24 protein-coding genes are annotated in these 22,879 nt (G+C 66.4%); 15 read left to right on the forward strand and 9 right to left on the reverse strand.

Annotated elements, in window-relative coordinates; translation table 11 throughout:
* The first annotated feature begins 200 nt into the window (after positions 1–200).
* The 4 genes from C447_RS17630 to C447_RS06920 all read left to right on the forward strand — a co-directional run bounded on the left by C447_RS17630 (position 201) and on the right by C447_RS06920 (position 2,754).
* Positions 201–1,526 (forward strand): HEPN domain-containing protein, encoded by a 1,326-nt coding sequence (locus C447_RS17630; protein ID WP_152416139.1) that lies wholly within the window; start codon positions 201–203, stop codon positions 1,524–1,526.
* A 174-nt stretch (positions 1,527–1,700) separates the two neighbouring features.
* Positions 1,701–1,979, forward strand: a complete 279-nt coding sequence (locus C447_RS17140) for a DUF3892 domain-containing protein (protein ID WP_079255061.1) — start codon at positions 1,701–1,703, stop codon at positions 1,977–1,979.
* A gap of 79 nt (positions 1,980–2,058) precedes the next feature.
* A complete protein-coding gene (locus tag C447_RS06915) occupies positions 2,059–2,286 on the forward strand; it encodes a hypothetical protein (protein ID WP_007692256.1) in 228 nt (75 codons plus the stop codon).
* A gap of 84 nt (positions 2,287–2,370) precedes the next feature.
* Positions 2,371–2,754: a rhodanese-like domain-containing protein gene (locus C447_RS06920; protein WP_007692257.1), complete on the forward strand. Its 384-nt coding sequence runs from the start codon at positions 2,371–2,373 to the stop codon at positions 2,752–2,754.
* Here C447_RS06920 and C447_RS06925 read toward each other — a convergent pair.
* The 3 genes from C447_RS06925 to C447_RS06935 are packed head-to-tail and all read right to left on the reverse strand — an operon-like array spanning position 2,751 to position 5,276.
* A complete protein-coding gene (locus tag C447_RS06925) occupies positions 2,751–2,978 on the reverse strand; it encodes a Mut7-C RNAse domain-containing protein (RefSeq protein WP_007692258.1) in 228 nt (75 codons plus the stop codon). The two genes, C447_RS06920 and C447_RS06925, sit on opposite strands and share 4 nt — an antisense overlap.
* Before the next feature lie 53 nt (positions 2,979–3,031).
* The gene (locus tag C447_RS06930) at positions 3,032–4,819 is read right to left on the reverse strand and encodes a helix-hairpin-helix domain-containing protein (protein WP_007692259.1); all 1,788 of its coding nucleotides are present in this window, start codon (positions 4,817–4,819) and stop codon (positions 3,032–3,034) included.
* A gap of 13 nt (positions 4,820–4,832) precedes the next feature.
* On the reverse strand, positions 4,833–5,276 hold the full coding sequence (locus C447_RS06935; protein WP_007692260.1) for a DUF5788 family protein: 444 nt from the start codon (positions 5,274–5,276) through the stop codon (positions 4,833–4,835).
* Positions 5,277–5,514: 238 nt separating this feature from the next.
* Between C447_RS06935 and C447_RS06940 the strand changes: the two genes are divergently transcribed.
* From C447_RS06940 to ppc, 7 genes are all read left to right on the forward strand, one after another.
* Positions 5,515–6,429 (forward strand): rhomboid family intramembrane serine protease, encoded by a 915-nt coding sequence (locus tag C447_RS06940; RefSeq protein WP_007692262.1) that lies wholly within the window; start codon positions 5,515–5,517, stop codon positions 6,427–6,429.
* Positions 6,429–7,199 (forward strand): endonuclease V, encoded by a 771-nt coding sequence (locus C447_RS06945; protein WP_007692264.1) that lies wholly within the window; start codon positions 6,429–6,431, stop codon positions 7,197–7,199. Before C447_RS06940 ends, C447_RS06945 begins: the two co-directional genes overlap by 1 nt.
* Positions 7,200–7,249: 50 nt before the next feature.
* Complete coding sequence (locus C447_RS06950) at positions 7,250–8,071, forward strand: SDR family oxidoreductase (protein WP_007692265.1); 822 nt, start codon at positions 7,250–7,252, stop codon at positions 8,069–8,071.
* A gap of 318 nt (positions 8,072–8,389) precedes the next feature.
* The gene (locus C447_RS06955; RefSeq protein WP_007692267.1) at positions 8,390–8,905 is read left to right on the forward strand and encodes a CinA family protein; all 516 of its coding nucleotides are present in this window, start codon (positions 8,390–8,392) and stop codon (positions 8,903–8,905) included.
* Between the two features lie 50 nt (positions 8,906–8,955).
* The gene (locus tag C447_RS06960) at positions 8,956–9,444 is read left to right on the forward strand and encodes a metal-dependent hydrolase (RefSeq protein ID WP_007692276.1); all 489 of its coding nucleotides are present in this window, start codon (positions 8,956–8,958) and stop codon (positions 9,442–9,444) included.
* 75 nt (positions 9,445–9,519) lie between these two features.
* The gene (locus tag C447_RS06965; protein WP_044956163.1) at positions 9,520–10,566 is read left to right on the forward strand and encodes a PGF-CTERM sorting domain-containing protein; all 1,047 of its coding nucleotides are present in this window, start codon (positions 9,520–9,522) and stop codon (positions 10,564–10,566) included.
* Between the two features lie 42 nt (positions 10,567–10,608).
* Complete coding sequence (ppc, locus tag C447_RS06970) at positions 10,609–13,332, forward strand: phosphoenolpyruvate carboxylase (RefSeq protein ID WP_007692279.1); 2,724 nt, start codon at positions 10,609–10,611, stop codon at positions 13,330–13,332.
* Between the two features lie 13 nt (positions 13,333–13,345).
* Here ppc and C447_RS06975 read toward each other — a convergent pair whose 3' ends face one another.
* A complete protein-coding gene (locus C447_RS06975) occupies positions 13,346–14,107 on the reverse strand; it encodes a PHP-associated domain-containing protein (RefSeq protein ID WP_394295087.1) in 762 nt (253 codons plus the stop codon).
* A 109-nt stretch (positions 14,108–14,216) separates the two neighbouring features.
* Here C447_RS06975 and C447_RS06980 point away from each other — a divergent pair, with 109 nt between their 5' ends.
* Complete coding sequence (locus C447_RS06980) at positions 14,217–14,873, forward strand: hypothetical protein (RefSeq protein ID WP_007692282.1); 657 nt, start codon at positions 14,217–14,219, stop codon at positions 14,871–14,873.
* Positions 14,874–14,947: 74 nt separating this feature from the next.
* On the opposite strand, the gene C447_RS06985 is transcribed toward C447_RS06980, so the two are convergent.
* Both C447_RS06985 and C447_RS06990 read right to left on the reverse strand, forming a co-directional pair.
* Positions 14,948–15,385: a transcription elongation factor Spt5 gene (locus C447_RS06985; protein WP_007692284.1), complete on the reverse strand. Its 438-nt coding sequence runs from the start codon at positions 15,383–15,385 to the stop codon at positions 14,948–14,950.
* Between the two features lies 1 nt (position 15,386).
* Entirely contained in the window at positions 15,387–15,560 is a 174-nt protein-coding gene (locus tag C447_RS06990) for a protein translocase SEC61 complex subunit gamma (protein ID WP_007692286.1), read from the reverse strand.
* Positions 15,561–15,655: 95 nt separating this feature from the next.
* Here C447_RS06990 and C447_RS06995 point away from each other — a divergent pair, with 95 nt between their 5' ends.
* Positions 15,656–17,182, forward strand: coding sequence for a NosD domain-containing protein (locus C447_RS06995; RefSeq protein WP_007692293.1), 1,527 nt, complete (start codon positions 15,656–15,658; stop codon positions 17,180–17,182).
* 111 nt (positions 17,183–17,293) lie between these two features.
* On the opposite strand, the gene ftsZ is transcribed toward C447_RS06995, so the two are convergent.
* Positions 17,294–18,421: a cell division protein FtsZ gene (ftsZ, locus tag C447_RS07000; protein ID WP_007692301.1), complete on the reverse strand. Its 1,128-nt coding sequence runs from the start codon at positions 18,419–18,421 to the stop codon at positions 17,294–17,296.
* A 56-nt stretch (positions 18,422–18,477) separates the two neighbouring features.
* Complete coding sequence (locus tag C447_RS07005) at positions 18,478–19,818, reverse strand: D-aminoacyl-tRNA deacylase (protein ID WP_007692302.1); 1,341 nt, start codon at positions 19,816–19,818, stop codon at positions 18,478–18,480.
* 82 nt (positions 19,819–19,900) lie between these two features.
* Here C447_RS07005 and C447_RS07010 point away from each other — a divergent pair, with 82 nt between their 5' ends.
* Both C447_RS07010 and C447_RS07015 read left to right on the forward strand, forming a co-directional pair.
* Complete coding sequence (locus C447_RS07010) at positions 19,901–21,031, forward strand: sodium:calcium antiporter (protein WP_007692304.1); 1,131 nt, start codon at positions 19,901–19,903, stop codon at positions 21,029–21,031.
* 52 nt (positions 21,032–21,083) lie between these two features.
* On the forward strand, positions 21,084–22,253 hold the full coding sequence (locus C447_RS07015) for a sodium:calcium antiporter (protein WP_007692305.1): 1,170 nt from the start codon (positions 21,084–21,086) through the stop codon (positions 22,251–22,253).
* A gap of 2 nt (positions 22,254–22,255) precedes the next feature.
* On the opposite strand, the gene C447_RS07020 is transcribed toward C447_RS07015, so the two are convergent.
* Positions 22,256–22,768, reverse strand: coding sequence for a type II toxin-antitoxin system RatA family toxin (locus C447_RS07020; protein WP_007692306.1), 513 nt, complete (start codon positions 22,766–22,768; stop codon positions 22,256–22,258).
* Between the last annotated feature and the right edge of the window lie 111 nt (positions 22,769–22,879).

Below are 22,879 nucleotides of genomic sequence, written 5' to 3' on the forward strand. Positions count from 1 at the left end.
CGAGGACGGTTCCACCCCGTCTAAAGCGGTAGCATGAACGACTTCTAATGGCCGACAACGCTTATCACTCCGACGAGGTCCGCAAGGTATTGCCTGCTTATCCAAACTATGTGAGATAGTGAACGCTGATAATCCAGGGTATCGCGGGTATCACCCGGCCCCTTCAACTTAATATGCGTCTCTTTGTTAATCTTATGTGAATGGAACTCTACGAGATGGTTCAACTCGCGGTTGAGCAAATTGACACTGCTGACCAGAATCGTTTTGTTGACGGTCCTGACGCAAATCTCAATATCATTATCGACGCTATCATAGAGGAAGTCACAGAAGACCATGATGACTTTAACATATCGCATGAAGGATTGCGGTCTCGTGTTCGCGGTATTCTCTCAGAAATTGACGAATCGAACCAAAATCCAGTTTCATCGTTTCATGAGAACTTCGAAACGATGCTGGGAAATATCGAATCCGATCAGTCCGACATCACAGTCTACTTCCCCGTGAATTTTATGTACCGTGAAGGGAGTGTTTTTTCACTTCCGACAACGACATTCAATGTGACATTTGAGAAAGTATCAGACGAAGAATGGGATCAATACGTAGAATATACTGATGAAGACTCGTTTTATCAGAATTTTGTAGAGGATCTTCCTATCCGTCCACCTCATACAAGTCCTTTCAGCACACAGCAGTTCTGGAAATCGACGATTTCTGCCGTTGATGAGCAGTTTGCAGTCGATACTGTCAGTAGTGCTTTATCTATTCTGCTTGGGAAAATCACATTAGCTTCAAATCTTCAGCAGCTCACAGCGACGATCAATTCGTCCTCTTGGAATCAAGGTCAAGCTCTCTTGAGGGAGCCTCTTGGTTACTTCACAATGGTTGGCGGGGTTCCAAGTGGTGTGTTTTCTGACGGAGACTATGATCCTCGGGAAGCGTATCGGCTTGGTCCAGGGCGTCGTAGTCGATTCAACGATGTGTACCTTGACTTACCTGACTTCAATTCACCAAATAGCGAAATTGAGACACATTTGATGACAGGCTTCTCGGCTTTCTTTTCGGCTATGACCGAACCCAGCAATAATCAGGCACTGTTGAACTACTGGCGGTGCCTAGAGGCGATCACTTTCACTGCTGACCAGAATTATGCCTCTGATGAGGCTCTCTGGCGCGCTCAATCCGTTGCTTGGTCAGAACCACACGAAATAGCAGATGTAACCATTGAAAGACTATCTAAAAAGAGAAATCGCTTAGTCCATCGTGGAGGACCAGTGAGTGTTGAGGAGAATGATCTGATTATTCTCAAGCGATTCGCGGAAGGCGCGCTCATATTTGTTGTTGAGCGAAAAGACGAACTTCCGCTCGAAGATTTGAACTTTATATTTGAGTACGCTAGTAAGACGGAGGATAGCCTCTCTCAAGCCAAGTCTTACCGCGAGGGAGAGATTCAGAATTCCGCCTCAAAGATCGAGAAATGGGAACACGAGATCACACTCATAAATAACATTATCAACCGAGATGTATAGGGAAAAATGTTTTTTTACCCTCTAAAGGAGGATATGTACCCCTACTTGCTCGCCCCATTATCCGGGCAATTACACTACATCTACGTAGTATTCGGCTATATAGAATAATAACATCCTCACACCAAATGACTAGAAGAAACAATTACAATTGTTTGGCAAGTACTGTTTACTGCGATGGCATATCAATTGAAATGCGTCAACACGGAAGGCAGCGATCCCGATGACTGCACAGAGATCACGACGATAGGAATTCCAGCACAAGGGGGTGGGACTAACACCTATACGCCGGAACGGATTCACGACAGGATCAAAAACGGCGAGGTGTTCTATGTGAAACACAACGGCAGTAGGACTGATGTAGACGCTGTCACGGAATCAGATGGGACAAAATACGTCCGGACGGCAGCGAACGATACGAAGGACGACAATCTTCTGAAGCAGGACAGTTGCTAACAGAGATGTCGTCCATTCAAACCATTCCCGGCTAATGCTGCCGAGAAGTACATAGGGGACGAGACGAAAGGCCCGCCAGATGAAACCCTCTCCCGCGATAGTCGGCATAGCGACCGTCGTCGTGATCGCCGTCGCCGTCACGAACGTAGAGCTGGCCGCTTCGCTCCACGTGGCGGCCGGTGTGGAGGCCACCGTCCTGCAGCTCGACTGGCTGAACGGCCTCATCCGCAGCATCGACAACACCCTCGAAAACATCCTCGACCTGGTGCGAACCTTCCGGGCGCTGTTCGGCGGCGGTGGCGACTGAGTCCGGTAACTCGACGGAGCGGTTGACAGGAACAGCTCCGGCACCGAACACCGGGTTTATTCACACGAGACCGCTAGTCGGGACGTGAACGCCGACGACGACGAGATCACGCCCGCGGAGCTCGACGACCTGCTCGGAACCGACGACGAGGTTCGCGTCGTCGACATCCGTTCCCCGAGCGCGTTCGACCGCGGCCACATCCCGGACAGCGAGAACGTGCCGTTCGACCAGATCCCGCGGCGGGCCGAGGAGTTCGCCGACGCCGAGCGCGTCGTGACCGTCTGCCCGAAGGGGATCTCCAGCCGCCAGGCGATGCAGTTGCTCCGATCCTCGGAAGCCGTCGATGGCGAAGTCGAGAGCCTCGCCGGCGGCCTCACCGCGTGGCACGACGAGCGCTCGCTCGAAGCCACCGAAACGAGCGACGGGACGGCCAGCGACGAGACGACGACCAGCGACGCCCCGTTCTAGCCGCGTTCCCCCGAGACGGCCGCGAGCGTGTCCCGCATCTCGCGCCAGTGGCTCCCCTTCCAGAAACGCTGGCCACAGTCGACACATCGCCACACCCGCTGGTCCGTGGGATCGGGTGCGTACGCCGGCGTGGGATCGGTCTCCGCGACCACGTCGAGCGAGGGCGCGGAGGCGGTCGTCGTCCTCGACGCCGCGGTCGAGGGGATAGGAGATATCGAGACCATACAGCCGGAGGTAGGCCCGTACCCCCCCCCGCACATCGCGTCGAGCAGGAGCTTCACTCGGCGAGGAACGCCCGCAGTCCCTCGACGTCCCGCGCGTTGAGCACGTCGTCCGCCTCGGCCCAGCCGCGTCGGGCGGTGTGGACGCCGTAGCGCACGAGGTCGTAGCTCGCCGGCCGGTGGGCGTCGGTGTCGATGACGACCGTCGCGCCGGCCTCGATGGCGGTTCCGACCGCCCCGCCCGAGAGGTCGAGCCGGCGGGGGTTCGCGTTGACTTCGAGCGCGACCCCGTTGGTCGCAGCGGCCTCGGCGACGGCCTCGAAGTCGAGTTCGAGCCCCGCACGCTGGTTGAGGTAGCGCCCGGTCGGGTGGCCGACGATGTCCACCTCGGGGTGTTCGATCGCCGCGATGATCCGCTGGGTGCCGTCGCCGTCAAGCCCGCTGTGGGGCGAGGCGACCACGATGTCGAGGCGTTCGAGCACGTCGTCGCGCACCGAGACTCCGCCCTCGGCGTCGATGTTGGCTTCCACACCCGCGAACACGTCGATGTCCGCCGATTCCCCGACCTCGTGGATCGCCTCGGAGTGGTCGAGGAGGTCGTCGTCCTCGACGCCGGTGTCGGCGACGACCCCCGGCCCGCTGGCGTGGTCGGTTATCGCGAGGTAATCGTGACCGAACTCGGCCGCCCCTGCGACCATCTCCTCGATGGTCGCCTTCCCGTCCGAGGCGTCGGTGTGGGTGTGGAGGTCCCCGCGAACCTCGGACTCGTCGAGGAGGTCCGGCAGGTCGCCGTCCGCGGCGGCGGCGAGTTCGCCGCTGTCCTCACGGAGTTCGGGTGGAACCCATGGGAGGCCGACCGCCTCGTAAACTCCGGACTCGGTCTCGCCCGCGACCCGCTCGCCGACGCGCTGACCCGCTTCGATGTCCTCGACCTCGCTGACGCCGTCGGACACGTCCGACGAGCCGTCCGAGCCGAGCTCGGAGACGTCGAACACGCCGTACTCGTTGACCTTCAGGTCCCGGTCGATCGCGCGGTTCCGGAAGCCGATGTTGTGGTCGCGGCTCCCGGTGAAGTACTGGAGCGCGCCGCCGAACTCCTCGGGAACCACCACGCGAAGGTCCACCCGAACCCCGTTGGCCCGGAGGCTCGCCTTCGTCGTCCCCGACTCGATGACGCGCTCGGCGCGCTCCCAGTCGACGAACCGCTCGATCACGGGTTCGGGGTCCTCGCTCGCCACGAGGAGGTCGACGTCGCCGATGGTCTCGCGCCACCGCCGGAGCGACCCCGCGAGTTCGCACTCCGCCACGGCCTCCGACCCCACAATGTACCTCCGGAGGTCCTCGCCGACCGGCCGTGCGTCGCCGAGCAGCGACCGCTGGCTCGCCTGCCGCGCGAACTCGATGCCCGAGAGAACGTTCTCCTCGGTCTTCGCGCCGAACCCCTTGACCTCCCGAATTCGCTCCGCCTCCGCGGCGGCTTCGAGGTCGTCGAGGTCCTCGACCCCGAGTTCGTCGTAGAGCGTCCCCACCGTCTTCGGCCCGACACCCTCGACGCGAGTCAGCGCCGCCATATCGACCGGGAGCTCCGCCCGCAGCTCCTCCAGCTCCTCGATCTCGCCGGTCTCGACGTACTCGACCACCTTCGAGGAGAGCGCGTCGCCGACGCCCTCGATCCCCTCGACCGCGTCCTGGCCCTCGGCGGCGAGCGACTCGATCGCTCCGGGGTGGGCCCGGATGTTCTCGGCCGCCCGGCGGTAGGACTGGGGTTTGTACTCCACTCCCGTGGCTTCGAGCCGGTCGGCGAACTCCTCGAAGCGGTCGGCGACCTCGTCGTTGCGGCTCATCGACCTCCCCCGGTCATCGGCGGCCTCCGGCGCGCCGCCCGCCCGACTCGTTCCCGAGCGCCTGCTGGAGGAACGACACCCAGCGCTTCCGGTCGGCGCGTTCCTGGGCCTCGGCCTCGGCCTCGACGTCGGCGGTTCCGAGGTCCGAGAGCGCGTGGAGCGCGCGGTCGATCCCGATGATGCTCTCGGCGAGCTCCTCGCCACGGTCACGACCGACGTCGCCCTCCTCGATCCGCTCGCGCCGGGCGATCCGCTCGCGTCGGAGGTTTCGCTTCGCCATCTCGATCTCCTCGCGGTCCTCGGCGGGGACCGACTCGCGCGAGCGCGCCTCGAAGACGAACGCCCGGAGTTCGAGCGGCTCCCCTTCGACGGTGATGGTCTCCGGGATCGACGCCCCGATCGTCGCGCCCTCGCGGTCGATCCGCGCGAGGAGCTGTTTTCGTTCGTAGGACTTCATCGCTGACCCCCGTTCGACGGACGGCGGAGCCGTCGTCCGGGTCTCGGTTCGGGGAACATCGTCTGTCCGGCGGTTGGATTCACCGGGCGAAAGGCGTTTCGACGGTCGGGCCGGCCACGCGGTCCCGTCCCATCCTTCGACGGGCGCGGGGTGTTCTGTGTGCCGGAGCGAGCGGCGCGCCGTCGGTTCCGCTCGGGAACCCAAAACCGACTTGAGGCATCGACCCCCATCACGACCAATGGCGACGTGTGACGCGTGTGGGCGAAGCGAGAACATGCCGTACCACTGCCGACACTGCGGCGGCACGTTCTGCGGCGAACACCGGCTCCCGGAAGCCCACGACTGCACGGGGCTCGACGACTGGAACGACCCGTCGGGCATCTTCGACAGCGACTTCGACGAGAGCGTCGACGACCCCGGGACGCGCTCGGGCGGGTTCCTCTCGGACCTCTCGGCCACCGGTGGCCCGCTCGGTTACTTCCGCGGGAACATGACCTACGTCTTCCTCGGGCTGATGTTCATCACGTTCGGGTTCCAGTATCTCGTCTTCCCGGTTCTCGGGATCCCCGTCAACTCGAGCCTCTGGAACGCGGTGTTCACCGTCTCGCCGCAGCATCCCTTCTACGTCTGGACCTGGGTCACCTCGGTCTTCGCCCACTCCGGGCTCACCCACGTCCTCTTCAACGGGATAGTGATCTACTTCTTCGGCCGGCTGGTCGAGGAGTACATCGGCTCGCGGGACTTCACGCTCCTCTTCCTCGGGAGCGGGGTCCTCGCCGGGCTGGGCTATCTGGGGCTGGCGATCCTCCAAGGAAACCCGACCCCCGCCCTCGGCGCGAGCGGGGCCGCGCTCGCGATCATGGGCGTGCTCACGGTGCTCAACCCCGGTCTCCGGGTCTACCTCTACTTCCTGCTTCCCGTCCCGATCTGGGTGCTCACCGGGGCCTACGTCCTCATCTCGGTCTCCGGGATCCTCGGGGTCCCGCTCTTCCCCGGCGTCGCCGACGCCGCCCACCTCGTCGGACTGCTGGTGGGGCTCGCCTACGGCCAGCGGGTCAAGAACCAGTATCGCCTCCCCAACCAGCTCCAGTTCGGCGGCGGCCGCGGCGGCGGTGGCATGGGTGGACCCGGCCGCGGGCGCGGGCCGTTCTGATGGAACCCGTCAACACACGCTTTCTCCCCGACCCGGCCGACTCCCGCGAGGTGATGGAGGACCTCCAGCGCGGGGTCGCCGCCACCGCGCGGTTCACCGACGACTTCGAGTTCGACCTCGATACTGTGTCGGCCACCCCGACGCTCACGAATCATGCCATGGATCCTCCGATCATCGTCGGCGTCGACCAGGCGTTCCTCGACGACCGCGCGGTCGGGGCGGTGGTCGCCCTCCGCGGCGGGGAGGTTGTCGAGCGCGCGAGCGCGGTGGTCGACTGTGACTTCCCCTACATCCCCGGCCTGCTCTCCTTCCGGGAGGCGGGTGCCATCGTCGCGGCGTTCGCGGACCTCGACGTCGAGCCGGACCTCGCGGTCTTCGACGGTAGCGGCCGGATCCACTTCCGTGAAGCGGGCCTCGCGACCCACCTCGGCCTCCTCTTCGACCTGCCGAGCATCGGCGTCGCGAAGGGGTTGCTCTGCGGGACGCCCGACTCGTCGCTCGACGACCTCCCCGAGGGCTCGCGGGTCGCTATCAGGGCCGACGACCGTGTGGAGACCACCGATGGACTCATCGGCTACGCCGTCCAGACCCGCCAGTACGACTCGGGGAGTCGAACCATCAACCCGGTCTACGTGAGTCCCGGCCACCGCGTCGGCCCTCCGACCGCAGCGGACCTCGCCGAACGGCTTTGTGCCGGCTACAAACTCCCCGAACCGACGCGGCTCGCCGACGCCTACGCCGACGAGGTCAAGCGGGATCTCGAGGTGTGAGGCCGATGCGGAACGCCGGAAGTTAACTACCCGCGACGAGAGGTGTCTGCATGGCGAAGACAGTTCTCATCACCGGCTGTTCGTCGGGGATCGGCCGCGCGACCGCCGAGGCGTTCCTCGAAGCCGAGTGGACGGTCTACGCGACCGCGCGCGACGAATCGGACGTCGCGGACCTCGAAACCGCGGGCTGTGCGACCGCCCCGCTCGACGTCACCGACCCCGACGCCATCGAGGCGGTCGTCGAGCGGGTCGTCGACGAGACCGGTCGGATCGACTGTCTCGTGAACAACGCGGGCTACGGTCAGTTCGGGACCGTCGAGGACGTCCCCACCGAACGGGTTCACCACCAGTTCGACACCAACCTCTACGGTCCGCACCGCCTGATCCGGGCCGTCCTGCCCCACATGCGCGACCGCGGCGTCGGCCGGATCGTGAACGTCTCCAGCACCGCGGGCCGGTTCGCGACGCCCGGCAACGGGGTCTACGCGGGCTCGAAGTTCGCGCTCGAAGCCATCAGCGACGCGCTCCGGGCCGAGGTCTCGGACTACGGCATCCACGTCTCCGTGGTCGCGCCCGGCCCGGTCGCCACGGCCTTCGACGACCGTGCCGCCGACGAACTGGACGGGCTCGACCACACCGGGGCCTACGAGTCGTTCTACGCGATGTTCGAGGACGCCCGAACCGTCCTCAACGGCGGCGTCGGTACCGTCCAGCCCGAGAAGGTCGCCGACGCGGTCCTCGACGCGGCAGTCTCGCCCGAGCCGCCGGCGCGCTACCCCGTCGGCCCGCTCGCGAGCGCCGCCGACTACGCCCGTTTCCTGCCCGCCGGGGTTCAAAACACGCTCTACGGGCTGGTTCGACGGGTTACCTAAAATACACCCTCCGCTCTTTTAGACGAGGGAATCGCGCTCGCGCGGATGCAACTTGCACCGTTACACCGCACCCCATCCGCCACGCGCCTCCCCAACCGACTGCGCTCCTCGTTCGCTCGTTTCACTCGCTTCACTGTCGTTCGAAACGGCGAAGCCGTTTCGTGATGACGAGAGAGCGAAGCTCTCTCGAACCACGGTGCTCATCCCTCGCACGAGTCGGCCGTCTCCGACGGCCTCCCGCGCGCCACAGCACCGCACCGTGACAGCTACCCATCCCCGTACCCCGCATCTCATGGCGATCCGGTTCGACGGTCCCATATGGCCGCAGCCGACGACCCGATCGAAGCCCGACTCGGCGACGCGCTTCGCGAGACCGAGGCGACCATCGCGGCCGCCGAATCCTGCACCGGCGGCCTCGTCGGGTCGTTGCTCACCGACGTCCCGGGGTCGAGCGACTACTTCGACCGCGCGCTCGTGACCTACTCCTCGCGCGCGAAGCGCAACCTGCTGGGGGTGAGCCGCGAATCCCTCGACGCCCACGGCGCGGTGAGCGCCGAGGTGGCCATCGGGATGGCCCGCGGCGCGCGCGACACCGCCGACACCACCTGGGGCGTCTCCACGACCGGGATCGCCGGCCCGGATGGGGGAACCGACGAGAAACCCGTTGGAACGGTGTACATCGGTGTAGCCTACGCCGGCCCGTGGGGAACGGGCGAGACGACGGCGAGCGCCGAGCACTACGTCTTCGACGGCGACCGGGGCGCGATCAAGGAGGAGAGCGCGCACCGCGCGCTCGCCACGACCCTCGACGCGCTCGATTCGCGCCGGAGCTGACCCGACACGATTTACTATTCCCGCCACGTCGGGCGATTCGAGGCGAACGGATGAACAAGAAAGGTCACGTGCTCAACGCGGTGGTGTTGAGCATCGGGCTCGCGGTCCTGACCTACCCCGCCGGCGACCTCACGACGGTTCGGGCCGTCCTCGCCATCGCGGTGCCCGTCACCCTCGGGGCGCTCTTTCCCGACGTCGACACCGCCTTCGGCACCCACCGCAAGACGTTCCACAACCTCCCGGTTCTCCTGCTCTTCTTCGTCTATCCGATCTACTTCGGCAACCTCCAGTACGTCTGGATCGGGGTCGCGACCCACTACGCGCTCGACCTCCTGGGTTCGAAACGCGGGATCGCGCTCTTCTACCCGTTCGACAGCGGCGAGTTCGACGTCCCCGTCGGCGTCTCGACCAGAAGCCGCTTCGCGGGCGGGGTGATCCTCGTCGTCACCGCGCTCGAACTCGCGGTCGCCGCCGCGCTCGTCACCGAGTACCCGCGCCGGCTCTTCGAGTACGGGCTCCGGGCGAGCGGGCTGTTCTGAGCGGCCCGGCCCATCGATGCCGCCGCCGGGACCGAGCCGACAGCTATTACGACCCGGCGATCCGACGCGGATACGATGCATCACGGCAGACGTGTCGGTCTCGTTGTTTGTCTCCTCGTGGTCGCGGTTGGGGTCGCCGGCGTCGGCGGGCTCGCGAGCGCACAGTCGACGAACGACACGACGACCATCGACTCGTGTCGTACGATCGCCAACGACGGCGAGTACGCTCTAACCGCCGACATCGAGGACAGCAACCGAACGGTCTGCGTCCAGATCCTCTCCGACGACGTCGTCTTCGACGGCAACGGCCACACGATCGACGGGGTGAACGCCAGCGAGAGCGTCGGCGTGAAGGTCAATAACTCCCTGACCGGGCTCTCGAACGTCACCGTGCGGAACGTCACGACGACGGGCTGGACCGCGGGCGTCTACTATCAGGGCGTCGCGAACGGCTCGCTCGAAGCGGTGAACGCGAGCGCGAACGCCCGCAACGGCGTGCTCCTGCGCGACGCGCCGGAGACGGAGTTACGGAACGTCACCGCCGTCGACAACGACCGCTGGAGCCTCTATACCATCAACTCCTCGGGAGTTTCGGCCGAGCGCTTCGAGACGAGCACCTCGACGCTCTCGTTCGTCGCGACCGACGCCGCGCTGACGGGCGTCGAGAGTGTCCCCGGCGGCCTCCCGAACCGGACGGCCATCGACCAGCACGTCGGGATGGCGGGCACGGGGCAGAACGCCACGATCCGGCTGACCGTCGGATACGACGACGCGAGCGTCGCGGACGCGAACGTCACCGAGAACAGCCTCCGGCTCTGGGGCTACGACCGGAACTGGTCGCAGGTGCCCGGCGTGAACTACGTCAACACCGACCGGAACGTGGTGATCGCGAACGTCTCGGCGCTCGGGAACACGAGCACGTTCGCCCCCGCGGGACAGACCACGACGCCAACGCCGACGGCGACCCGAACCGCAACGGCGACCGCGACCGACGGGCCCGGAGCCGCCGCGACGGGCGGTACCGCCGAAACCACGACCTCGGACGACGGCCCCGGATTCGGCCTCGTGGTCGCGGTCGTCGCCCTCCTCGCGACGGCGCTGATCGCCCGCCGACGGGATTGACCGCACACGAACGATTTTGTCGGTGGCGTGACCAGCGGTAGCATGACACTCCATCGACGGACCGTGGAGCGGGACGTCCGGGAACTCGGCGCGCTGCTCGGCGACGTGATCGAAGCCCAGGCGTCGACGGCGGCCTACGAGGTAGTTGAAGACCTCCGAACCGCGGCGATCGACTACCGGCGTGGCGACGCCGACTCGCGCGACCCCCTCCGTGAGACGGTGGAGGACCTCGATCCGGCGACCGAGAGCGCCGTCGCACGCGCGTTCACGAGCTACTTCGAACTCGTCAACCTCGCCGAGGAGCGCGAGCGCATCCGCGCGATCCGGTCGGCCTCCCAAGAGGGGTCGCTGGCCGACAGCCTCGGCGCGGCGGTCGACGAACTCGCCGCGGCCGACGTCGACGCCGCCACCGTCGAGTCCCTCCTCGACGACGTCCTGATCGAACCGACTTTTACTGCCCATCCCACCGAAGCCCGCCGGAAGACGGTGAAATCGAAGCTCCGTGCGGTCACGCGTCACCTCGAAACCCTCGACGAGCGCCTCCTCACGGACACCGAGGAAGCCCAGGTGAAACGCGACATCGACGCCGAGGTCACGAGCCTCTGGCAGACCGCCCAGGTCCGCGACCGTCGGCCGGAACCGGGTGACGAGGCGCGGAACGTCCAGTGGTACCTCGAGAACACCCTGTTCGACGTCACGGGAGAAGTCTACGCCGAGTTCGAGGAAGCGCTGGGCGAACGGTTCGAGGACGTCTCGATCCCCCAGTTGTTCCAGTTCCGGTCGTGGGCGGGCAGCGACGCCGACGGGAACCCCTACGTCACCCCCGAGGTGACGGCGGAGACCCTCGACCGACAGCGCTCGGTGGTGGTCGAGCGCTACCGCGACGAACTCAAACGCCTCTCGGGGGTGGTGAGCCAGGACGGACGGCGGATCGAAGTCGACGAAACCTTCGAGGAACGCCTCGCCGCCGACCGCGAGCGATTTCCCTCGATCGCCGAGACCGCCGCCGAGCGCTACCCGAACGAGCCCTACCGCCAGAAGCTCCGCCTGATGCGCGAACGCCTCGTCCGGGTCGGTGACGTCCGGCCCGGTGGGTACGGGGAAGCCGACGAACTCGTCGCCGACCTCGACGCGCTCGCGGCCAGCCTCCGGGCGAACGACGCGGGAACCGTCGCGACCGCCCACGTCGACCCGCTGCGCCGCCAGGTCGCGACCTTCGAGTTTCAGCTCGCGAGCCTCGACCTGCGCGACCACCGCGAGAACCACACGACAGCGGTGGCGGAGACCCTCGACCGCCAGGAGGTCGAGTACGGGGAGATGGACGAGGACGAACGGGTCGCGACCCTCACCGACGCGGTCCTGCAGGAGGAGTCAGTGATCGACGTCGACGACCGGGACGGGGTTTCCGATACGACGGGGACGGTCCTCGAACGGTTCGCGAGCCTCGCCGACTGGCAGCGCGAGTACGGCTCCGACGCCATCGACACCTACTGTATCTCGATGACCGAGGAGCCGAGCCACGTCCTCGAAGTCCTCTTTTTGGCCGACCAGGCGGGCGTGGTCTCGCTGCCGGATCATTCGGGACTGGACGTGGTGCCGCTGCTCGAAACCGAGTCCGCGCTCTCCGGAGCGGACCGGATCATGGGGACGCTGTTCGAGAACGAGGCCTACGCGGCGGCGGTCGCCGCCCGCGGCGGCACCCAGGAGATCATGCTGGGCTACTCGGATTCGAACAAGGAGAACGGGTTCCTCGCGGCGAACTGGGAGCTCCACCGCAACCAGCGCCGTCTCGGCGAGATCGTCGCCGAGTACGACGTCTCCCTCCGGCTGTTCCACGGTCGCGGCGGCTCGATCTCGCGTGGCGGCGGCCCGATGAACGAGGCGCTGCGCGCGCTGCCGAACAGTACGGTGACGGGGGAGGTCAAGTTCACCGAACAGGGCGAGGCGATCGCCGAGAAGTACGCCACCCCGCGGATCGCCGAGCGCAACCTCGAACAGATGCTGAACGCCCAACTGCTCGCACGTCACGACGCGGTCGAGCAGCCTACCGAGGAGATCCCCCAAGTATGGACCGACGCGATGGACGCGATGGCGAGCGCCGCGCGCGAGGAGTACCGCGACCTCCTCGAAAGCGAGGGGTTCGTCGAGTTCTTCGGCCAGGCCACCCCGATCGGGGTGATCGAGGACCTGAACCTCGGGTCGCGGCCGGCCTCGCGGTCGGGCGAGCGCACCGTCGAGGACCTCCGGGCGATCCCGTGGGTGTTCTCGTGGACCCAGGCGCGCTGTATTCTCCCCGGGTGGTACGCGCTCGGTACCGGCATCGAGACCTACCTCGACGAGGGATCGGCGGGCACCGACGACACCGACCGCGACGAGCGCGTCGAAACCCTCCGCGAGATGTACGCCGAGTGGCCGTTCTTCCGGACCACCCTCGACAACGCCGCGCTCTCGCTCGCGCGCACCGAGATGGAGGTCGCCGAGAGCTACGCCGGGATGGCCGACGAAGCGCTCGCCGAGGAGTTCTTCCCCAGGATTCACGACGAGTACGAGCGCGCCGTCGGGCGCGTCACCGAAGTGACCGACCGCGACTCGCTCGTGCGGCGCGACTGGCTGCTCGACGGCCTCGACCGCCGGAACCCCTACGTCGACCCGTTGAACGTCCTCCAGACGCATCTCCTCGGCCAGGACGAGCGCACCGAGGCCGAGGAGCGCGCGCTCCGACTCACGGTGAAGGGGATCGCCGCCGGGATGAAAACCACCGGCTGAACCGGGAAACGAGTCAGTAGACCGCGACGTCGTCGAACCGGTTCTCGTAGACCGGCTGTCCGGGATGGGTGGCCTCCATTCCCGGGAGGGCCACCCGGTCGAACTTCTTCAGGCTGTTCTCGTAGCCGAGGTGGGCGAACTCCGCGCGCCGGCGCGCCTCGTGGACCAGCCCATCCCGGTGGCGAACCCGGCGCGGTGCGGCCTCGCGGAACGCCGCGAGGAGGTCGGCCTCGGTGTCGATACGGGCCTCGAACTCGGTCCAGACCTCGCCGACGGTGGCGTGGCGGTGGGCGTACGACGAGCCGAACGTGGGGCGGTCGAGGTCACGGGCGATCTCGCGTGCCCGGCGGTTGTGCCGTGCCCAGTGTTTCGGGTTGTAGACCTCGACGGCGTCGACGAGGTCGCGGTACCGACGGATGGCGGCCTCGTCGAGGCTCACGGTCAGGAACTCGGGATGGGGGACCAGCACCACGGCACCCTGGACCCGGAGTTCGGCCATCGCGCCGTCGAGGGTGGTGAAATCCGGTATCGGACCGTCGAGCCCGAGCGCGAGGACGTGCCGACGGTTTCGCCACGACCCGGTGAAGAGTTCGCGCGCGGGCACCACGAGGAGGTCGTCGTCGGTGTACGCCGCGGCCCGTTCCCGGATCTCGGACAGAGGGGTGAAGTGAGGTGCGTAGACCAGCACGTCGAGCCCGAACCGCTTCGCCTGGCGCACGACCCGGTCGTCGAGGATCTTCACGTGAGGGTCGATGCGAGTGACGGAACGACTCACTGGTTTGGATCGGCGATCGGTCGTATAGCGGGTTTCGATCCGCTTGGATGGCCCCGAGAAGACCCGCTACCGACTAAAATTTATTACAAACGATCGAGTGAATCAACGAATGAACCGCGGTGGCGGACGGCTCGGACGGCGAACGTTCCTCGCGCTCGGCGTGAGTACGAGCCTCGCTGGCTGCGTGGGCGGTGGCGGTGGAAGCTCGAACGATTCGACCACAGCGGGTCAGCGGACACTCGAAGAATCGACGGAGGGCTCGACCGTCGCTCAAGCTCCGTCGAACACGCCCGCGACGACGGGAACAGTGGATGGGGGCTGGGAGCCCGTTCGGATCGACTCGGATCGAGACGAACCGCGGGCGACGGCGATCGTCGGCAGCGGCGAGTCGTTGGGAGGATTCACGGTCTGGAACGACGCCGAAACCACGCGGAAGATCGATATCAGCGTTCGCAGACGGATCACCGAGACACCCTCGTTCGAGGGGAGCTACCGACTCGAATCGGACGCCTACGTCGGTATCGACATCTCGACCGCCGGCGACTACGTCGTCAGCGTCGGGCTCGCCGACGACGACCCGGAACGCATCGAGTTCACCGTCGACGACTGTAACGAACAGGGCCTGAGTGTCGCGGTACGGTCGAGCGGGAAGGTGGAGTGGTCGGGGATATCGACCATGATGGCGTGTATGACGGCCACGCTGACCGGGGGTCGGTATACTTCGACCCACGGACCCCCTTCGGAGGGGTCGGTGACGACGCGATGAATCGGTGACTGGCGCGCGGCCACCGTTCTCTGGAGCCTCGCGGGCCGTTTCTTCCGACCCGACGGTTCGAGGGGCTACCGTTCCTCGCTGTCGAGCACGCGGATCTGGTCGCCGCGAACGGTGACGGGGATCGGGACGGTCGCCTCGTAGAGTTCGACCGTCACTTGATCCTTGCCCTCGTCGATACGCTGGACCTGGGCCTTCTCGCCCTTGAACGGGCCGGCGATGAGTTCGACGATGTCGCTCTCGGCGATCCCCTCGACGTCGGGTTTCGGCGAGAGGAAGTGTTCGACCTCCGCGATCGAGGACTCGCCGGGGACGAGGTTGCGGGCGTGGGGGATCTCATCGAGCACGCGTTCGAGGATCGCGTAGTCGTCGGCCTCGACCATGACGTAGCTCGTGAGCGACTCGGGGGCGAGCGCGGCGTGGACGCTCGACTCCTCGCGGTTCATGATCATGTCCGCGACGGTGCGCTCCTGGCTCGCGGTGGTCTTGACGGCGTACATCCCCATCTCAGAACAGCCCCGGGAGCGTGTTCATGATGGTGAAGATGACGTACCCGATGAACCCGATGAGGACGATACCCGCCCCGGCGATCAGGGCGATCCGGGAGAACTCCTCCCAGGACGGCGTGCTCGCGAGCTTCAACACCCGAGTGTAGCTCCCGAGGTCGTACTTGATGTCCATTTGGGCCCGCTACTTTCCGGAGGGGTATCTATCTTGTGTCATCCCGTCCGCTCCCGTATCGAGAAGTTGATAAGAACTGGTTCGAAACGAGCTCGATGAACCTTCCACGGTCGTCGGAACGCGTGTCGAACCGTCGCGTGACGTTCCTCGCGGTGCTCGTCGTGGTCGCGGCGGCGTTCGTCGGTGCGGGCGTCGCCGGCGCGCAGTCCGGTACCGCCATCGATTCGTGTACGACGATAGACTCGCCCGGAACCTACACACTCGATTCCGACCTCTCGGCCGATTCGACCTGCATCCAGATCACCGCGAGCGACGTCACCCTCGACGGCGACGGGCACACGATCGAGGGTGGGAGCTCCGGGGTCGGCGTCGAGGTATCGGGCGATTCGACCCTCTCCGGGGTCACGGTGAAGAACGTCGAGACCACCGGCTTCACCCGCGGCATCCTGTTCCAGAACGCCGAGGACGGGACGATCGCCGGGAGCACGACGACCGACGCGACCGAGGGCATCACGCTCCTCTCGACCGACGACACCACCGTTCGCGGGAGCACGGCCACCGACAACGCGCTCGGGGTCGAACTCCGGAAGGCGAGCGGGAACACCATCACCGGGACCACCGCGAACGACAACAAGTACGGCCTCCACATCGAGCGCGGCAGCCTCCACAACGAGTTCACCGGCGACACCGCCTCGGGGAACGTGTTCTGGGACTTCTACTCCGACCGCTACAGCCCCGGTGTGGACTCCGATACCACCGTCTCGAACCTCGATATGGGTTCGGTCACCGTCGACCTCTCGGGGACGAACGTCGGGGCACGCGCCGAACCGGTCACGGGTGAGGGTCCCTCGGGCCGAGAGGCCGTCGGCACCGGGGTCCGAACCACCGACTACGGCGAGGGGTCCGATATCTCGCTGACGATCCACTACGCCGACGGCGACACCAGCGGTCTCGTCGAGACCTCGTTCGCACTCTTCAGCACCGACAGCGGCGACTCGTGGTCGGCGCTCGACTCCTCGTCGGTCGACGCCGGCGCGAACACCGTCTCGGCCACCGGCGTCCCCCACCCCGCGACCGTCGCGGTGTTCGGTTCCGCGGGCGGTTCGGGGTCGTCCGGCGATCCCGGTTCGTCGGGTGACACCGGTTCGTCGAACGATTCGGGCTCGGCGGCCACCGACACGGCGACCACGACAGCGACGGCCACCGCGACCGAAACGGCGACGCCGACGACCACCGCGACCGCCACTCCGACCACGACACCGACGGCAACCGCCACACCGACAGCTACCCCTACTGCGACGGTAACAGCAACGGAAACGCCTACCGCGACGCGGACCGCGACAGCAACGACGTCGACTGCGACGGCGGCCGAGCCATCAACCGCGACGACGACGACCGCCACGGCGGCGGACACCGCCGACACGACGGCGGTTTCAGGGTCGGGTTCGACCACCACGGCTGGAACTGAACGAGCCACGGCCACCGAATCGAACGTGAGCGCCGGCGAGAGCGGATCGAACGCCAGCACGACATCGTCGAGCAACGGCCCGGGCTTCGGTCCCCTCGCCGCCCTCGGCGCGCTGCTCGCGGCGGCCGTGCTGGCGGTTCGACGCGACCAGTAGCCACTCGAACTCTTTCGAAAGAGAGCTGACTCGCGTATGCTGGGTTTCGAACTAACGGTATCGCCGCCGTACGCGGACGGAGTTCGTACTCACCGCCCGCGACCGGTTCGATTACTCGACGTAGTCGATGTCGTTGTCGACCTGACCGGCGGTCTCGTTCGCGAGGTCCGAGCGACCGTAGATCTGGGGCGAGTCGACGCCCGTCACGACGATCATGGTCTCCATCTTGCCCGAGAAGCTCTCGTCGACCGACGCGCCCCAGATGATACGGGCGTCGGGGTCGATCCGGTCGTAGATCTCCTCGACGACGCCCTCGGCCTCCTCGACGCTCATGTCGGGACCGCCGACGACGTTGACCAACGCGGAGCTCGCGCCGGTGAACTCGACGTCCAGAAGGGGCGAGCGGAGCGCGGAGCGAATGGAGTCCTGGGCCTTGTTCTCGGAGTCGGACTCCCCGAGACCGATCATCGCGACGCCGCCGTTCTCCATGACGGTTCTGACGTCGGCGAAGTCGACGTTGACCAGTCCGGGTTTGGTGATGAGCTCGGTCATGCCCTTCACCGAGCGCATGAGGACGCGGTCACAGATCGTGAAGGCGTCCTGGAGCGGGAGGTTCGGCGCGTATTCGAGGAGTCGGTCGTTCGGGACGACGATCACCGTATCCGAGACCGCACGAAGGCGTTCGAGGCCCGCGTCGGCGTTCGCCCGCCGGCGCTCGCCCTCGGCGGTGAACGGGATGGTGGCGATCGCGATGGTGAGCGCACCGGCCTCCTGGGCGGCCTCGGCGACCACCGGCGCGGAGCCGGTTCCCGTGCCGCCGCCGAGTCCGGTGGTGACGAACACCATGTCGGAGCTGTCGATCGCGCCCTTGATGTCCTCGATCGTCTCGCGCGCGGCCTCCTCGCCGATCTTGGGGACCGAGCCCGCGCCGCGACCACCGGTTCGATCCCGACCCATCAGGATCTTGGTGTCGGCCTGGACCTGGTCGACGAGGTGCTGGGCGTCGGTGTTGGCGGCGACGAGCTTCGCGCCGTGGATCCCTTCCTTGGCCATCCGCGTCACCGTGTTCGACCCGGCTCCACCACAGCCGAACACCGTGATCTGTGTCCTGAGGTCCTCGACGACGCCCGCGAGCTCCTCGTCGCTCATCGTGCCGGCCCGCTTCTCGCCAGCCGGCGTCTCTCCGCTCCCCTGGCCCTCGTCCGACTCCTCGATGGCGTCCTCGATGATCGAATCCATTTGTGTCGGAGTCGCGGACGCCGCGTATTTATCTTTCCCCTTTTGTCCGAGGAATGTCACTCCCGGCGGGCGAACCGGCGGACGTGCTCGGCGTGGACCGCCTCGGGCGGTATCGTCCGGCCGTCGACCGTCACCGCCTCGCCGTCGGCGAGCGCCCCGAACTCCGGTCCCTCCGGCACGCCCGCTTCCCGCGCCGCCGCCGGATCGAACGCCGTCTCCCGGGCGACCAGCTCGCCATCGTGACGTTCGACGGATGCGTACTTGCCTTCGAGGAGGTCGGCGAACCCCTCGACGATCGAATCGCGGTCGTCCGCCCGAGCGAGCAGCACGCGGTCGGCGAGCCGGGTTCCCGATTCGTGGGTGTCGAACCCGAGCGCGTGCCGTTCGACGACCGCGTGGGCTCCCTCGCGGTCGATGCCCTCGGCCTCCGCCACCAGTTCCGACGGCAGGCGTTCGAGGACCGCTCCCCCGACCCCATCCCCGTCCGTTCGGGCCGGCTCCCCGAACCGGAGGCCATCGTCGACGGTCCCCAGTTCGTCCTCGGCGTGTGCGACGAACGCGAGTGGGACACCGGTCGTCTCCCGGAGCCACGTCTCGCTCACCACCCGATAGCCGAGGTCCTCGACGACCGACCTGAGTTCGGGTTTCGTTCCCTCGACGACGGCTCGGGTCGCGCCGCTACGCTCGAAGGCACGCTCGATGACTTTCTCGTGGTTCTCGGCCGCCCCCATCGCGTCGAGGGCCCAGTCCGCGCCGACGTGGCCCACCGCCCAGTCGGTCTCCCTGACTACCCGCTCGAATCGGGGGACGTAGTGGCCGCCGCCGAACCCCACGACCTGGCGCTCGCGGTGTGGGTCCGTTCCGTCGAGGTCGAGGATGGCCTTCGCCACCGCTCGCGCGCCCGCGGGGTCGTTCCACTCTTCCTCCGAACTCCCCAGCTCGACGAACAGTGAGGGGCGGCCGACGTCGGTGGGCCCGTGATGGGTGCACTCCATCCCGACGTCGTAGTTCGCCGGGGCGTGCTCGGTCAGCACGCGGACGACGCGGGTGTGAACGTTCGGCGCGGCCTCGGCGAAGGCGTTCGCCCCGCCACCGAACTCCGCGGGCCCGAAGTTCCCGGTGTGGTGGGCCGTGAGGAACCGGCCGGTGTCGCCGGCGTGTTTCGAGGCGAACACCACGAGGTCGGGGTCGTCGAACGCCTCGGCGATCCCGTCGATCTCGAGGTGGAGCGCGTCGAACTCGCGGAGCTCGAAGCCCGTAGTGCGAAAGACGGTGCCGCCGCCGTCGCTCTCGGCGCGCGTTTCGTCCTCCTCGGTCGTCCAGTCTGTGAGGTCGCGGAGGTGCTCGCCGATGTGGCTCGACGCTCGGTCGGCACGACTCACGACGATACCGATCATACCGGGAGAAGCCGTCTCGCGGGCTAAAGCCCCGCGATCCGTGGATAGGATCGCTTAATCGACCTGGACGCGAAATTCGGACGTGTTTCCGTCGCCCTCCCTCCCGGTCGCGACGGTGCCGCTCGACCGGGCGGGGGTCCTCGTGGGGTCGTTTCTCCTCCTGCTCGTCGGTGCCGAGGTCTTCACCAACGGCATCGAGTGGCTCGGCCAGCGCCTCGGCATCTCCGAGAGCGCCACCGGGAGCATCCTCGCGGCGCTCGGCACCGCGCTCCCCGAGACTCTGATTCCCGTGATCGCCATCCTCCAGGGCGGCAGCGCGGCCGACGACATCGGTGTGGGCGCGATCCTCGGCGCGCCGCTGTTGCTCGCCACGGTCGCGATGTTCCTCGTCGGCGCGTCGGCCTACCTCTTCGCCGGTCGCCGGGACGCCGACGAGGCGGTCCGCTTTCCTCCGGAGTCCACCGAACGCGACCTCTCCTTCTTCCTGTTCGCCTACGCCCTCGCGGTGGCCGCGGCGTTCGTTCCCTCACAACCGGTTTCTATGGGAATCGCGGTCGTGCTCGTCGGGCTCTACGCGGTCTACGTCTATCGGTCCGTCAGGAGCGGCGACCTCGCCGACGACGAGCTCGACGACCACTACCTCGGGCGGATCGTCGAGAGGGGCCTCGAAGCGGTCGGTATCGAGACCGAACGCGACCACGCGAGCGACCCCCACACGGTCCTCGTCGGGCTCCAGACCCTCCTGGCGCTCGGGTTCATCGTGCTCGGGGCGCGGCTGTTCGTGTCCGAGATCGAGTTCTTCTCCGAGACGGTGCTCTCGGTGCCGGCGGCGGTGGTCTCGTTGTTGCTCGCGCCGCTGGCCACCGAGCTCCCCGAGACGTTCAACAGCGTGCTCTGGATGGCTCGCGGGAGCGACACCCTCGCGCTCGGGAACATCACCGGGGCGATGGCGTTTCAGAGTACGATCCCCGTCACTCTCGGACTCGTGTTCACCTCCTGGGACCTCTCGTTCCAGTGGGGCACCACCGGCTTCCTCAACGCCCTCTCGGCCGTGCTCGCGCTCGTGAGCGGCGGCCTCGTCTACCTCCGGGTTCGGTCGGCCGACGGTCGCGAGCTCCGACCCGCACCGTTCCTGCTCGGCGGGGTCCTCTACGTCGGGTTCGTGGCGTTCGCGCTCTACGCCGTCCTCGTACTCGGTGCGAACGCTGCGTAGCGTCGCGGACGCAAGCGAAACCGCTTAACCGATCCCCAGCAGAGCCGGGGCCATGACTTCGGCGTTCGTGACTTGGCTTCCCCTTGCTATCGTCTCCGGCATCCTCGGCAACACGGTCTTTCTCGTCGGTTCGTTCGTGCTGCTCCTGCTCGGCGCGGAGATCTTCACTAACGGCGTCGAGTGGCTCGGCCAGTATCTCGGCCTCGGCGACAGCGCGACCGGGAGCATCCTCGCGGCGGTCGGCACCGCGCTCCCCGAGACCCTCATCCCCGTCATCGCCATCCTCGGCGCGTACCTCTCGGGCGAGGGCAGCGAGTCCGCGAGCGACATCGGCGTCGGCGCGATCCTCGGTGCCCCGTTCTTGCTCGCCACGATCGCGATGTTCCTCGTCGGGGTGAGCGTGCTGGTCTTCAGCGGTCGGCGCGACCACGGCAGCGAGTTCTACGTCAACGACGAGTCCACCCAGCGCGACCTCTTCTTCTTCTTCGTCGGCTACGTGTTCGCGGTGGCCGCGGCGTTCGTCACCGGTATCGCGACGGTCGCCATCGGCGCGTTCCTGGTCTTCTGGTACGGCCTCTACCTCTATCGCACCATCAGCGCCGACGACATGGTCGAGGGCGAGGAGGAGCTCGACCCGCTCTATCTCGGTCGGATCGTCGAGCGGCTGGGTGGCGACCCGGCCACCGACGACGACGGCCACAGCGAGGACCCCGCCGGCTGGACCGTCGGGCTCCAGACCCTGATCGCGCTCGCGCTGATCATCGGCGGCGCACAGCTGTTCGTCAGCGAGGTGAGCTACTTCTCGAACCAGGTCCTCTCGATCCCCGCCGCGATCCTCTCGCTCCTGCTCGCGCCGTTCGCCACCGAACTCCCCGAGAAGTTCAACAGCATCATCTGGATCGCCGACGACAAGGACACCCTCGCGCTCGGGAACATCACCGGGGCGATGGCGTTTCAGGGCACCCTGCCGGTGACCCTCGGGATCCTCTTCACCACCTGGGACCTCACCCTCCAGTGGGGGACGACCGGCTTCCTCAACGCCCTCTCGGCCGTGCTCGCGCTCGTGAGCGCCGCGATCCTCTACGTTCGGGCGCGTCGCGACACCACGGACTCGATGCATCCAGCCCCGTTCCTGGTCGGCGGGCTGTTCTACGCCCTCTTCATCGGTATCGTGCTCTATCACGTCTTCGTGATCGGGCTCTCGGGCGTGCCCGCACACTGAGGTTAGGTCGTCTCGATGTCGAGGTCGACGGGTCGGCGCTCGCCCTCGATGTCGGCGACGACGCGTTCGACGACGCGTTGGCCCTCGCGCTCGATGACGGGTTTGACCTTCTCGACCACCCACGACAGCGAGACCAGTCGGGGGAGGTCGAAGTTCGAGGGGTTCACCGAGTCCGTGTCGTACTCGACCCGGAAGTGGACTTTCGAGGCATGTTCGCGGTCCTCCGGCGGTTCGTGCTCCTCGACCAGCCAGTAGCCGCTGGCGTCGATGTCCTTCACGACCCGCCAGTCGATACGGTTGGGCGGGTCGGTGTCGGTGACCCGCGAGCGCGCGGTGTAGGTGAGTTTCCACCACGCGAAGTGGAGGTCGTAGGTCGTGCCCGCCGAGCCGTCGCCCTGGCGGTCGACCCCACGCAGGTGCTCCGAGTAGCGCGGATACCGTGGAAAGTCGATAAGCACGTCGTAGACCTCCTCCGGCGGGAGGTAGACGACCGTGCTGATATCGATGGTGTTCACGGCTCAGTCACGACCGCCGAGGGCCTAAGCGTTACCGTGTTCGCGGGTTACGCTCACCCGGCGAACATCGGGAAATAGATAGGGGTTCGCTCACAACCGACTCGATAGCCG

Source organism: Halococcus hamelinensis 100A6 (genome assembly GCF_000336675.1).
GTDB classification, from domain to species: Archaea; Halobacteriota; Halobacteria; order Halobacteriales; family Halococcaceae; genus Halococcus; species Halococcus hamelinensis.